12 protein-coding genes, 1 tRNA gene and 2 pseudogenes are annotated in these 12,965 nt (G+C 62.6%); 4 read left to right on the top strand and 11 right to left on the bottom strand.

Annotation, left to right across the window (positions count from 1 at the left end):
* Window positions 1-6 precede the first annotated feature (6 nt).
* Complete coding sequence (locus LDP01_RS11820) at window positions 7-861, bottom strand: LysR substrate-binding domain-containing protein (RefSeq protein WP_223934726.1); 855 nt, start codon at window positions 859-861, stop codon at window positions 7-9.
* Between the two features lie 155 nt (window positions 862-1,016).
* On the opposite strand from LDP01_RS11820, the gene LDP01_RS11815 reads away from it, so the two are divergent.
* Entirely contained in the window at window positions 1,017-2,402 is a 1,386-nt protein-coding gene (locus LDP01_RS11815) for an MFS transporter (RefSeq protein ID WP_224089353.1), read from the top strand.
* A 75-nt stretch (window positions 2,403-2,477) separates the two neighbouring features.
* Here LDP01_RS11815 and LDP01_RS11810 read toward each other — a convergent pair whose 3' ends face one another.
* From LDP01_RS11810 to LDP01_RS23435, 6 genes and pseudogenes are all read right to left on the bottom strand, one after another.
* Window positions 2,478-3,653, bottom strand: a complete 1,176-nt coding sequence (locus LDP01_RS11810) for a N(5)-(carboxyethyl)ornithine synthase (protein WP_224089351.1) — start codon at window positions 3,651-3,653, stop codon at window positions 2,478-2,480.
* Window positions 3,650-3,784, bottom strand: coding sequence for a hypothetical protein (locus tag LDP01_RS23440; protein ID WP_263422272.1), 135 nt, complete (start codon window positions 3,782-3,784; stop codon window positions 3,650-3,652). Before LDP01_RS23440 ends, LDP01_RS11810 begins: the two co-directional genes overlap by 4 nt.
* An 83-nt stretch (window positions 3,785-3,867) precedes the next feature.
* On the bottom strand, window positions 3,868-4,329 hold the full coding sequence (locus LDP01_RS11805) for a nuclear transport factor 2 family protein (protein ID WP_224089348.1): 462 nt from the start codon (window positions 4,327-4,329) through the stop codon (window positions 3,868-3,870).
* A gap of 172 nt (window positions 4,330-4,501) precedes the next feature.
* Window positions 4,502-4,575: transfer RNA gene (locus LDP01_RS11800), tRNA-Gly, on the bottom strand.
* A gap of 78 nt (window positions 4,576-4,653) precedes the next feature.
* Window positions 4,654-5,751 (bottom strand): M15 family metallopeptidase, encoded by a 1,098-nt coding sequence (locus LDP01_RS11795; RefSeq protein WP_263433715.1) that lies wholly within the window; start codon window positions 5,749-5,751, stop codon window positions 4,654-4,656.
* Window positions 5,752-5,773: 22 nt separating this feature from the next.
* Window positions 5,774-5,848 (bottom strand): annotated as a pseudogene (locus tag LDP01_RS23435) (hypothetical protein); the annotation flags it as partial.
* Between the two features lie 550 nt (window positions 5,849-6,398).
* Between LDP01_RS23435 and LDP01_RS11790 the strand changes: the two are divergent.
* Window positions 6,399-6,842 carry an SRPBCC family protein gene (locus LDP01_RS11790; RefSeq protein ID WP_224089345.1) on the top strand — a complete coding sequence of 148 codons (444 nt, stop codon included), beginning with the start codon at window positions 6,399-6,401 and terminating at the stop codon, window positions 6,840-6,842.
* 15 nt (window positions 6,843-6,857) lie between these two features.
* Here the strand turns inward: LDP01_RS11790 and LDP01_RS11785 are convergent, their stop codons facing one another.
* Window positions 6,858-8,009: a CAP domain-containing protein gene (locus tag LDP01_RS11785; RefSeq protein WP_263433713.1), complete on the bottom strand. Its 1,152-nt coding sequence runs from the start codon at window positions 8,007-8,009 to the stop codon at window positions 6,858-6,860.
* Window positions 8,010-8,071: 62 nt separating this feature from the next.
* Here LDP01_RS11785 and LDP01_RS11780 point away from each other — a divergent pair, with 62 nt between their 5' ends.
* Both LDP01_RS11780 and dcd read left to right on the top strand, forming a co-directional pair.
* A complete protein-coding gene (locus LDP01_RS11780) occupies window positions 8,072-8,335 on the top strand; it encodes a hypothetical protein (protein ID WP_224089341.1) in 264 nt (87 codons plus the stop codon).
* A 627-nt stretch (window positions 8,336-8,962) separates the two neighbouring features.
* Window positions 8,963-9,538 carry a dCTP deaminase gene (gene dcd / locus LDP01_RS11775; RefSeq protein WP_216927188.1) on the top strand — a complete coding sequence of 192 codons (576 nt, stop codon included), beginning with the start codon at window positions 8,963-8,965 and terminating at the stop codon, window positions 9,536-9,538.
* A 59-nt stretch (window positions 9,539-9,597) separates the two neighbouring features.
* Here the strand turns inward: dcd and LDP01_RS11770 are convergent, their stop codons facing one another.
* The 3 genes and pseudogenes from LDP01_RS11770 to LDP01_RS11760 all read right to left on the bottom strand — a co-directional run bounded on the left by LDP01_RS11770 (window position 9,598) and on the right by LDP01_RS11760 (window position 12,756).
* The gene (locus LDP01_RS11770; protein ID WP_224089339.1) at window positions 9,598-10,797 is read right to left on the bottom strand and encodes a cation:proton antiporter; all 1,200 of its coding nucleotides are present in this window, start codon (window positions 10,795-10,797) and stop codon (window positions 9,598-9,600) included.
* 6 nt (window positions 10,798-10,803) lie between these two features.
* A complete protein-coding gene (locus tag LDP01_RS11765; protein ID WP_216927152.1) occupies window positions 10,804-11,286 on the bottom strand; it encodes a cation:proton antiporter regulatory subunit in 483 nt (160 codons plus the stop codon).
* Window positions 11,287-11,351: 65 nt separating this feature from the next.
* Window positions 11,352-12,756, bottom strand: a pseudogene (locus tag LDP01_RS11760) (MFS transporter).
* Between the last annotated feature and the right edge of the window lie 209 nt (window positions 12,757-12,965).

Here is a 12,965-nt window from a genome sequence, read left to right as displayed (position 1 = left end):
CAGCCGTTAGTTCGATTTACTCAGCGCCCGGCCCATGATCGCCTGGGTCAGCGCATCAATGACTTCGGCGTTGGCCAGGGGATTGCGGATCAGCGTGAAGTCGACGTCTCCCACGGGCGGGAGGTCGAATCGTTGGGTGATGACTTTGAGGTCTTCGGGAACCAGGGACGCCGGCATCACGGCCACGCCAATACCCGCCCGGACTGCGGCCAGTACGCCGCTGATCTGCTTGGTGCTGCATGTGATGCGCCACGTGCGCCCGGCGGCTTCCAAGGCGTCGATGGCCAACTTCCGGCTCAGGCTTGGCGCGGGGTATGCGATCAGCGGCACGGGCGCGCCCGGCTCCAGGACGGTTTGCTCAACGCCAACCCACGCGAAGTTGTCATGCCGGACCACGGTGCCTTCCTTGGCGCCAGCCACCCACTTCACGAACACGAGGTCCAGCTGGCCGGCGTTGAGGCGTTTGTAGAGTTGGTCGCTTTGGCTGACGGTCAGTTCCAGGTTGATCTGCGGATACAGTTGCCGGAATTCGCGCAGGATCCGCGGGAGCCCTGTGATGGCGAGGTCATCCGCCGTGCCAAACCGCAGGCGGCCCCGCATTGCGGAACCGGAAAAGTATCGTGCTGCGGAGTCGTGGGCGGCAAGGATGCTGCGGGCAAAACCCGCCATGGCGTCACCGTTGTCCGTCAGCCGGACTTCCCGGGTGTCACGGGCCACCAGGACCCGCTTGGCGGCGGCTTCAAGCTTGCGGACGTGCTGGCTCACCGTTGGCTGGGCCAACCCCAACCGCTCGGCCGCCTTGGTGAAACTCAGCGTCTCTGCGACGGCCAGGAAGGAGCGGAGCTGGACAGGTTCAAACACACGGAACTCCTCGGGAGGGTGGAAAAACTGCGAAAGCGCGGGAGCGTCATTGCAATCCGCAATGCTAGTTATAGGCGTAATACGCTTCCATAATTGCTGCTGGCAACCATAGCGTTAAAGGCATCCCACCGAAACTCTCGATCCGAGGACTACCTTTGGCACCCCCACCGCCTTCAGCGGCAAACGTCAGCCAGCCCGTCATCGATTCCCTGTCCGCGCCGCAGACGCCGGACACCGTCACCCAGCCGCTCGCCGTCGTAAGCGAAAAGCTGCCCTGGCGGCACACCTTCATCTCCTTGAAAGTACCTAACTTCAGGATCTTCGCAATTGGCCACTTCATCGCCGTGATTGCGATCTGGATGCAGCGCATTGCCCAGGACTGGATGGTGCTCCAGCTCTCTGGTTCCGTCACCGCGGTCGGAATTACCGTGGCGCTGCAATTCATGCCGTCGTTGTTCCTTGGCCCGTGGGGCGGCATGATGGCAGACCGCTTCGCCAAGCGAAAGATCCTCATCATCTGCCAGTCCGCGGCAGCCGTTCTGGCTGCGACGTTGGCGGCGCTTTCCCTCAGCCAGCGCGTAGAAGTCTGGCACGTCTACGCAATCGCCCTGGTCCTGGGCTTTGTGACCGTCCTGGACCAGCCGGCGCGGCAGGTATTCGTCAACGAACTCGTCGGTCCCAAGTACCTGCGCAACGCCATCAGCGTCAACTCAACAACCTTCCAGCTCGGTGGCCTGATCGGCCCGGCACTCGCGGGATGGCTGCTCACCGCCGTGGGCGCTGGATGGGCATTCGCGGCCAATGCAGTCGCATGCTGCTCCACCGTGGCCATGCTCTTGATCCTCCGCAAAGACCAGCTGCATCTTAGCCGGCCGACGCCCCGCAAGAAGGGCATGCTCCGCGAAGGCCTCCAGTACGCGCTCAGCAAACCCACTATCTACTGGCCATGGTTGATGGCCGGGTTCGTGGCTGTTTTCGCAATGAGCCTCCCGGTGCTGCTGGCCGCCTTCGCGGACCACGTGTACGACGCCGGGGCCGGAGGCTACGGCCTGCTGAACGCGATGGTTGCGCTCGGTGCACTGATAGGCGCGGTCACGTCCACGCGGCGCCGTCAGCTCCGGTTGCGGTCGGTGGTGCTCTCGGCGGGCTTGTACGGCTTGATGCTCTGCCTATCGTCCGTGATGCCGTCCATGGTCTGGTTCAGCGTCTCGATGGTCCTGGCTGGATTCTGGTGCCTCATGTTCCTCACGGCGGCAAACCAGATGGTGCAGACCAGTTCCAACATGAGCATTCGAGGCCGGGTGATGAGCCTGTACTTAGTGGTGCTCATCGGCGGCCAGGCAATTGGCGGCCCCGTCATGGGGTGGCTGGCCGAGCACCTGGGGCCGCACCTGGCCATCCTTGTGGCTGGCGGTGTGCCGGCAGCGGCGGCGGCTGTTGTCGCCGTCGTGCTTGCCCGGAAGGCTTCCCTGCACATCAAAGTGGACCTGCGTGACCGGCGTCGAGTGCTCCGGATCGTGGACCGGACACAGACTGCATAGCGGTAAAAACCGAAACCAAACAGAAAGGCAGTGCCTGCGGGGAGCCGCAGGCACTGCCTTCTTGCTGTGGAGCCTTTAGCTTACGGACGCTTCCGCCGCAGCCGGCAAGTGTGGGTACTCCGCGGAGCGTCCCTGGAACTCGAGCACATCCGTGTTGCGGATCACGCCGTCGCGAATCTCGATCGCACGGGAGATCGTCTCATTGGTGTCCCACGCCTCCGGACCTGCGGCCACAGTCTCCAGGAATGGCAACAAAGCCTCGCTGATCTCCCAGCTGGCCGAGTTCCACAGGTAAGAAGGGCTATGGTCAACGGCGTAGTAGTTCACGTGCCCGCCCACCCGGAACATGGGTTCATCGAACGTTGTGGACCTTGCCCAGCTGAATCCCATCCCGGGATCGCAGGACACATCCACGATCAGGCTGTCCGGCCGGAAATCGGCCAGGTCCTCTGTCCGCAGATACGTCAGCGGGGAATTCGGATCCTGCAAGGTGCAGTTGACCACAATGTCCGCGGCAGCAAGGAACGGGGCCAACGGCTTGCGACCACCGTCTGTGATGACTTCGCTCAGGAAGGGTGCATTGTTGTCGTGGTCGAACTGCACGATCCGCACTGAGTGGATCGGAGATCCCACCGCGGCGACACCCCTGTTCGTCAGGACCTGGACATCATGGACGCCGTGCGCATTCAACGCTGTCACGGCTCCGCGGGCAGTGGCGCCAAAACCGATGACCACTGCTGTCAGGCGACGACCGTAATCACCCGTTGAGCCGGTCAAAGCCAGGGCATGCAGCACGGAGCAGTATCCGGCAAGCTCGTTGTTTTTGTGGAAGACGTGAAGTCCGAAGCCGCCGTCGGCAGCCCAGTGGTTCATGGCTTCGAAAGCGATGAGAGTTAGCTTTTTATCTATCGCGAGTTGGGTGATGGCCTCGTCCTGGACGCAGTGCGGCCAACCCCAAAGGGTCTGCCCGTCCCGAAGTTCCGCAAGATCCTCGACCTGCGGCTTGGGCAGCAGAATGACGTCGTTCCCGGCGATGAGCTCCTGCCGGGTCCCCAGCCCACCCACAAGCCCGGCGAGTGTGCTGTCCGGAACACCAAAGCGTTCGCCGTAACCATATTCAAGGTGGAGCCGTTGGCGCAGTTCCGGAGCAATGCGCTCAAGATGTTGAGGGTGGATCGGTAGCCGTTGCTCGTTGGGCTTCAGCGAAGAACCCAGGACGCCAATGCTTAGCGGACCTTGCGCCCCAATCACTTTTTATGGCCGGTTGCGGGTTTCGCGGCCGCAGTGTCGGGTGTCTCGGCGGCCCGTTTGTCCGCGCGCTTTTCCTTGATGGATTTACTGGATTTCTTCGATGCAGCTTGGCGCGGTGATTTGTCGCCCATGATGGCTCCCTAGAGCGGAGCCGAAATGGCTCCTGACTCCTGACGATACACCCCGCGCCTGAGCAGCTTGGTATCGGGCTGACTCACTGTGCAGGCTCGACGGCGGGCCGGCCATGCGTTACGCGGTGGCTGACGCGATCCGCGGTGTCGTCAACCCGAACGAAGTGCTCCACAGGCTCCATGTAGAACCGGGCACTGTTGATGACGCCCTCTTCCACGCCGAAAATGATGACGCCGGTGAGCTCATGCGGCGTGCCATCCCGCCACGAGCCCTGCATGTGCAGCTCGGTCCAGGCCTGGTTGTGGGACACGCTATGGGAGACCATACGAACTCTGATGTTCGGCACTCCTGTGAAGAGCTGCTCCCAGTTGCTGCGGATAGCGTCCCTGCCCGTGAAGCCCCTGGTGGGGTGGGCAGGCGTCTCATTGACGTAGCCAGGCGCGAAGCATTCGGCCAAGGCTTCCAGATCATGCTTGTTCGTGGCTTCCAGCAGGCGGTGGATGACGGCGAGTGGACCCGCCTCAGCATCGTCGGTGAGAGTCATTGGAGGACCTCCCGGATAGGTGGATGTATCTACGAGTTTAGGCTTGGTGGCCGTCGGGGTCGACGGGTGCGGGGCCTTATCTGGTGAGTGCCGGGTTTCACGCGCAAAGAGGGCCAGGACCACACATGGTTCCCAACAAGATGACCCCCTGCCCGGAGGCAAGGGGTCATGATGGAGCGGGCGACGGGAATCGAACCCGCGTATCGAGCTTGGGAAGCTAGCGCTCTACCATTGAGCTACGCCCGCGTCGCTCCGGTTATTCGCCGGAGCGAGTCCTAGCTTAGCGCAGTTGCGGGGGTCCTCATGACAGGCGCGCAACCATGTCTACTTGAAGAGCTTCAGGCCGTTCCATCCGGATCCAACCTGCGCGTAGGTAGTCCAGGAACCCCTGCCGAGGCCGTAGTTGTACAGGTTGCCGTCCGCAGTTTGTGCAGTGATGCCGCGCGTGCCTGCGCCGGTGAGCCCGAAGCCCGGAAGCAGCATGCGCATGTACTGCCAACTTGTGCCCACAGTGGTGGCCGGGCCAAAGAAACCAGCCCAGCCGTCTCCCCGGTAATTGATCAGGGATCCGGAAGCTGTCCTTGCCAGGATGTCGTTCGCGCCGTCGCCCTCCCAGTCCGCCATGGTCAGTTCCATGCCGTTCCAGCCCTTGCCGATGACCTGCGGAGCGCTCAGGGCGCCGCCGAAAGTGTTGGGGTAGTAGCGCAGCACACCATCCGGAAAATACCCGACGACGCCGGGCCGCGGGTGCGCGTGCGTCCACTTGCCCACGGTGATGGTCATGCGATCCCAGCCGCCGTTCCCCACGACAACCTGGCCGGCGAAGCCGCCGCCCAGGAGGCCGCGGTAAACGCCCAGGACGCCGTTGTTCCACTGCGCAAGGATGTCGTAAATGCCATCAATGTCCCAGTCCACTACGAAGCCCTGCTTCAAGCCGGTCCAGCCCGAACCGATCTGGACGGGCGCCCCATACCCGCCTGCCGCCGTCGCGGGGTAACGCAGCATCCGCCCGGAAGAGTCGGCAGCTACGAGGTCGGCGCCGGACTTGATGCTCGCGGCGGCCGCCGGATTTCCGGCGAAATAGTGCTCCAGCGTCGGGAATCCGCGCCGGTTCATATCAGTGGCCAACGCAACGCCAACATAGCGCAAGTGCCAGGGCTCGTAGCTGTACCCGGTGGTGCCCGTGTAGCCGTTGGGGTACCGGACGATGAAGCCGTACTTGTGGGCGTTCGCTGCCACCCATTTGCCAGCCGCTGTGTCGCCGAAGCAGGTGCTCAGGCCACAGGAACCGGCAGCATTGCCGATGTCCATGGCAAGGCCGGTCTGGTGTTCGCTGTACCCGGGACGTGCCGAGATGGTGTCCGCATAGGCCCTGGCCGTAGATGCTGACGTAGTAGGAGTAAACCTGCTGCTGCTGGGCATAGGACCGGTAGCCGCTCACGATCGACAGGCCGCCGGTCCCAGCGTCCGCCGCGCCCTGGAAGAGGCCATTGAGCCAGGCAGCGGCTTCGGCCCGCATGTACTGGCCGGAGCCGCGGGCATTGATGAGGTCGCTGGGGGCGTAACTGACGGGATTCAGTGGCCTGGATTTATTGACCAGGACAGAAAAGCTTGCAGGGTTCCCGATGGGATCCACGCTGGGCAGGGGATTCACCGTTGTAGGCGCGGCCACTTTATTCGCAACTGTGGATGCCGCTGCCGCAGGGGTTGTTGCTGATAGGGCCGACGCAGGCGCAGCGGCCATGACTCCACCAGCCACCGCCATGGCGAGGAAAGCAGCGCAAGCAGACAGCCGCCGTCGTGCGTTCCCACGGACAAAGTTCCCACGAACAAACGGATGTTTCAGTACTCGCATTACGCCCCCAATTTGGTTTTGCCAGCGGCACGAACTCTACCCGGCCCGGGACTATGTGTCAGCTGTGTCTCAGATACGCCGGCAGGTAACCATTCGGTCAAGGCTCGTTTGTCGTGTGTCGCAGGCAAGCGCGGCTGACTATTCTGAAGGTGTTAGCTGCAGTGTATGGGGAACCGGGCTACGACATTCGAACCGTACGCCGAAAGAGGTTTCCGTGGCATTTGCAGACTATGAAGTGGTGATCAGCAGGGATGCCATGACCGTCTATGGATTCCTGATGGATGGTATGAACAACTCCCTCTGGCGCTCGGGCGTGCGCAGCATCTCGCTCCGATCCGGTGTCCGTGGCCAGAAGGGCGCGGTCTATCAGCAGACGCTCACTGGCCCGGGAGGACGGCCGATCGCTGCAGACTTCGAGATCACGGAGGCCCGGCCGGGCGCAGAAGTGCGCTTCGCCGTGGTGGCCGGACCCGCCCGGCCCACGGGCGGCTACTACCTCAGCACCGAAGGCAAGACGACGCGGCTCAGGTTCGCCCTGGAGTACCACCCCAAGGGCCTGCAGAAACTCATGAACAGCATGATCCAGAAAACCATGGAAAGTGAAGTTGCCCAGTTGGAGCAGCTCAAGACCGTTATTGAGTCCGCCCAGGCGGTTTGATTACCGGGCGGTTCCCTACTGGGCGAGCTTGAAACCACTCCAGCCGCCACCGACGCTGACCGGCGTCGTCAGTCCTCCCGAGGTGAGGTCCCAATACTCCAATACACCGTTGGTGCCCAGGCCCGCGATGCCCGTGGTGTTTGCGCCGGTAACTCCTTGAAGTGACCGCAAACCGGTGTAGTCGGTCCATGCCGCACCCACCACTGGCCTGGCCTCCTGCTTCGGAATGGCCAGTCCGCTGCCGCGATACAACCTCAGATACCCATTGGGCTCAACGGCGAGGAGATCCTGGAAACCATCGGCGTTGTAGTCCACCATGCTGAGCCGGACGGCCTTGTTGCCTGTTCCGATCGCCGCCTGGGTTCGTATGTACGTCATTCCGGAATTCTTGTAGAACCAGAGCCCGCCGGAGGCATCCATGGCCACAATTTGCGGGAGGCGGTTGTTCGCACACCAAGTACCCACGGCTATGTTGAGGGATTCCCAACCCTGGCCCAGGACTCCGGGCGATCCGAAGCCGCCAGACTGCCTGCCCGGGTACACAAGGAGCGCTCCATCCAGGCGTTGGGCGATGAGGTCAAAAACGCCGTCGCGGTCCCAATCCGATACGAATAGCTCCTTCAAACCGGTGAAACCGATTCCGATCTTGCGGGCCGCGCCGTACTTGGCGTCACCTAGGGAGGGGTAGGAATAAACCGTTCCGTCCGGGCTGATGGATACAAGGTCTGCAGCGCTGCGGATGGCCGCCGCGCTGAGATTCACTGTAGGCGGCTGGTACTTGCCGCCGGGTTCACACACACCCACGGGATCCGTCGGCGGCGTGACCGTCCCACCCGGGCGCGTAGTGGTTCCGGCGGGCAGCGTGGTGTAACCGAAGAAGTTCACCACGCCCCACAGTGTGTAGCGGTTGGGGGTCGTTTGCCAATTGCCGTCCGTGTAGGTGATCCCGATGCCCATCACATTGAAGCGCGGATCGCGCAGCAGGGCGTCGTGACCGGGGGACCCCTTCCACCACTCCACCAATTGGGCAGCGTCACGATCCCACCTGACAGCAATGACCTCACCGGCACCGTTGTTCGGGTTGAGCGCACGTGGGTCCGTCCAGAAGTTTGGCCTGTGCTGGATCACTTCGCGGCTGGCGATGCTGTCCGACCATTCCTGCGCCATGCTCGCCACCGTTGCGTGATACTTCACCGGGGCAAGGCCCCAAAGAAGCGCGATAGCTGTTGATGGCGTTGAACACGGTCAAGATGGCCGCGGTGTTGTCGTCCGGGAGTAGCGCGAGGGCACCGTTGTCCGGGTCCGCATCGCTGCTGGGGGTCTTGCCGGGGAAAGGGGTGGGTGAGGGGGATGGCGTGGGTGTGGGTGCGGGCGTGGGTGTGGGTGCGGGCGTGGGTGTGGGTGTGGGCGTGGACGGCGTTGGTGACGGCGCGGAAGCCGTTTGTGACGGCGTAGATGTTTGGGTTGGTGAGGGTGTTGGCGTCGTTGTTTGAGTCGGTGAGGGTGTTGGCGACGGCGACTCCGACGGACCAGGCCCTGCGGCAGGCGCTGTTGGCGTTGGAACGGAGGTGGGGGAAGCCGACGCGCCGGGAGGACCGGGGACGGCTGGCTCGTTGGCTTCTGGCCTCCCGGAGGGAGTGCCTTCCGAGGAAGGATCGTCCGGACCCCATGAGGGACCGATGTTCGGCACCGGAGGAGGTGTCTCAACCATCGGATCTACTGCGACCGGCCTGGTCGGCGCTGCACTTTCGGAACCGGAACCCGTCCCCGAACCGGGGCCCGGCGTAGGGTCGCCAGCCGCTTCGCTGGCGTCGGGGGTCGCCCCCAAAGGTGCGGGGTCCGGCGTCGTACTCGTTTCAGGGGCCGTGAGACCGGACGGTACGCTGCCCGAAGAAGTAGTGCCGCCGCTTGGTAGGGCCTCTGTAGCTGGCAGGATTTGGCTGGACGCGGCTACCAATATGGCTAGCGCGCCAGCCAGCACGATAGCCGCAGGCGCTGACAATTTCCCCACAATTACCCCGCGAATGCTCGTTGCCCCCAAGTACGGGCGCGGCTTTACATGTCCGGGAACTATAGTCCCATGGGGCGGCCCGGACAATGCATGGGGTATTTTTGATGCTGTGCTGATCTCTGACCGCGATATTCGTGCCGAAATAGACTCCCAACGGATTGTCCTTGAACCGTACGATCCCGCGATGGTTCAGCCGTCTTCCGTGGACGTACGGATTGACCGGTTTTTCCGGCTCTTCGACAACCACAAATATGCCCACATCGACCCCGCCGAGGAGCAGCCTGAGCTGACCCGGCTGGTGGAGGTGGAAGGCAATGAGCCTTTCATCCTGCACCCGGGTGAATTCGTACTGGGCTCAACGTACGAGACAGTGAGCCTGCCCGACGACATCGCTGCGCGCCTTGAGGGCAAGTCGTCTCTCGGCCGGCTCGGTTTGTTGACGCACTCCACCGCAGGCTTCATCGATCCGGGCTTCTCCGGGCACGTCACGCTGGAACTTTCCAACGTGGCGACGCTGCCAATCAAGCTGTGGCCAGGCATGAAGATCGGCCAGTTGTGCTTCTTCCGCCTGACGTCCTCAGCGGAACACCCCTACGGTTCCGGTGAGTACGGTAACCGCTACCAAGGCCAGCGCGGACCCACCGCCAGCCGCAGCCACCAGAATTTCCACCGGACGGCCATCTAGCCGGAACCGGACGGGCTTCAGGCGCTGACCGTCAGGCGCTGACCGTCAAGCCCTGACGGTCAGGCAGCGGCGCGCTCGGCAGCCCGCGGCGGTGTGCGGGGGCTCCTGCGCAGTGCCTTGACGACAGGCTCCACGAAGCGAGCGGCCAGCGGACCCGTGATGGCCATGATGAGGACATAAGCCGTGGCCAGGGCTGCGACCTCGTCCGGCACGGCTCCCGAGGCCACGGCCAGGCCAGCAATGACGATGGAGAATTCACCACGCGCAATCAGGGCCGCTCCCGCACGGAAGCGGCCCGGCATTGCAATGCCCGCCCGTTTGGCGGCCCAGAATCCGGTGAACATTTTGGTGGCCGTTGTCAGCAGGGCGAGCAGCAACGCCCAGCCCAGGACCGGTGGGATGGATGTAGGGTCCGTGTTGAGGCCGAAGGCAACGAAGAAGATTGCCGCAAACAAGTCCCGGAGTGGTTCAAGGATGCGGGTCGCATTGTGGGCCGTGGCGCCGGAGATGGCGATGCCGAGCATGAAGGCACCCACGGCAGCTGAGACCTGGAGGGCGGAGGCGACACCGGCCACCAGGAGCGCCAGGCCGAGCACGTTCAGGAGGAACACTTCCGAATTCTCGCTGTGAACGGCTTGGGAGACGCGGTGCCCGTGTTTGAGCGCGATCATCAGGACCACCGTGACGACAGCCAGCGCGATTCCCACCGTCTGCAGCCCACCCAGGAACCCGACACCGGCCAGGATGGCAGTGAGAATGGGTAGGTAGATGGCCATCGCGAGGTCCTCGAAAACGAGGATGGAAAGCACTACGGGAGTTTCGCGGTTACCGATGCGGCCGAGGTCCGTGATGACCTTCGCCGCGATTCCTGAGGACGATATATAGGTAACGCCACCCATCACGATGGCGCCCACGAGACCCCAGCCCAGAAGAAGGGCAATCCCGGCGCCGGGGAGGAAATTCAGGACAAAGTCCAGTACACCGGCCTGCCACGAACGTCTGAGTCCGGTGACGAGTTCAGATGCGGTGTATTCCAATCCGAGCATCAACAGCAGCAGGATGACTCCGATTTCGCCTGAAAGATGGGCGAATTCATGCATGCCATCCAATTTGACGAAGCCGCCCGCACCGAAGGCCAAGCCACCCACCAGGTAAAGCGGAATGGGAGACATGCCAATCCGGCCCGCTAGCCGAGCAAGGAGACCGAGGCAGAAGACGACGGCCCCCAGTTCAACGAGGGCTAGTGCGAGCGGATCCATGGCGGGTCAGCCGTTGCGGAGGATATCGGCCGCCGAGTCGAGGCCTTCCTGGGTGCCAACCGCAACGAGCAAATCACCCGTGTGAAGTACGACGTCGGGTGCAGGCGAGGGGACGACTTCCCCTTCACGCATGATCGCGACGATCGAAACACCACTGCGGGTTCGGACCTGGGCCTTGCCCATGGGCTGGTTCACGAACGGGGAGTCAGGCGTGATGGAGAACTGGCGGGTCACGATGCCAGGTATCTCACGGTGGGCCTCTGCCAGGCGCATGGCAATGTGCTGCCCGCCGAGGAGATTGCCCAGGGTTGCGGCTTCATCGGCCGTGAGGGGAATGGAAGCCTGGCACGTATCCGGGTCATCCCATGTGGACACGAAGAGCTCGGTCTCGCCTTCTCGAAGCTCCACGACACCGATGCGACGGCCCGAGGCCGTGACGAAATCCTTACGGACCCCAAGGCCCGGGAGTTCAGTCTCATCCACGTTCATATCTCCACCCTAACTCTGTTGGATCTGCACTGGTACGGCGTTCGCGCTCAGCTGTTGCAGTGAAGTCAGTGATCCGGTACCACGGCGATTTGCGTCTTGCCGGGCGGCTTCACTGGCAGGATCACCAGGAGGCCGGCAAGCAGGACAACCATAATGCCGAGGATGCCCCATCGCTGGGCTCCACCTTCTTCAACAATCGGAGCGGCAATTGTGATGCACAGGGTGAAGAGGGTGGGAGCCAGGAAGCTGACAGCCCGGCCCGTGGTGGCGTAGAGCCCGAACAGTTCTCCTGACTCGCCATCGGGGGCAAGCCTGGCCAGGAACGCCCTTGACGAAGACTGGGCTGGCCCAACAAAAAGGCACAGCAGCAGGCCGAAGATCCAGAACGTATTGGCGGCAGGCCAGCTGTTTCCAAAGAACACGTAGTTTCCGTTGCCAAGCACCAGGATGAACGTGCCCGCGATCAGCAGACCCACCAGGGAAAGCACGATGACTGCCTTGGGTCCGATCTTGTCGTCAAGGAAGCCGCCGATGATGGCGCCTACCGCTGCCACGACGTTGCCGAAAATCGCGAAGAAGATAACTTCCTTAAGCTCGAAACCAAAGGTCCCGGCCGCGATCACCCCGCCGAACGTGAAGACTGCAGCAAGGGCCGTCGCGGAAGATGGCGCTGGACAGCAGGAAATAGATGGTGTGGGGACTGGTGCGGTAGATGGCCACGATGCGCCGGAGCAGCAGCCTGTAGGACGCTACGAAGCCCAACGACGCAGTGTCCTTCTTCACGGAAACTTCAGGAACGGCAAACAGCACGGGCAGGGCGAAAATGAAGAACCACAGGGCCGAGAAAATGGCCACAAGCCGGATGTTCAGGGATTCTTCAGTGGATGCGCCGAACCATTCGAAAGACGGCTGGACGAAGAGTTGCAGGACCAGCAACAACGCGACGATCCCACCGAGGTATCCCATGCCCCAACCAAAGCCGCTGACCTTGCCGATGTTTTTGGGGGTGGAGATCTGGGCCAGCATGGCGTTGTAGTTCACACCGGCGAACTCAAAGAAAATGTTGGCAAGCGCAATCAGGCACACACCCAGCAGGAGGAATCCTGGCTGCGGGAATACAAAGAAGCACAGGGCCGTGAGGACGGCTGTGGCCGCAGTGTTGACTCCGAGCCAGAGCTTGCGCCGGCCACCGGCATCCGAACGTTGGCCCGTCACGGGTGCCAGCAACGCGATGGCCAGGCCCGCGACGGCCAAAGCAGCACCAAGTGCGGCAGAGGCAGAGTCCTCGCCGCCGAAGGCAGACGAGGTCAGGTACACCGTGAAGACGAACGTGGTCATGATGGCGTTAAAGGCAGCGGAGCCCCAGTCCCAGGAAGCCCAGGCAAGGATTTGGCCCTTCTTGGAGGAAGCAGGTCCGGAGGCAAGCTCGGATGCTGGGTGGGAGGCTTCGGGAACTGCGGCCGCGTTCATAGCCTGAATGCTATCGGGACTCTGACAGCGACGGGCAGATGACAGACCGCTATGTGGATACCGCTATGTGGATATCGCAGAAAAATTCATCCGCAGGGCCCATCGGCTCCGGCCAAAAACTATCCGGGCCCCTTGATAAACTGGTCCAACCGAACCCAACGTATGACCGCCTGCTCCAACTTTTGACAATTCGTTTCTGACTTTGCGGA

It is taken from the genome of Arthrobacter sp. StoSoilB13 (assembly GCF_019977255.1).
Classification (GTDB): domain Bacteria; phylum Actinomycetota; class Actinomycetes; order Actinomycetales; family Micrococcaceae; genus Arthrobacter.
Note: the sequence above shows the minus strand (reverse complement) of the source record. Positions and strands in the feature narration are given on the sequence as shown.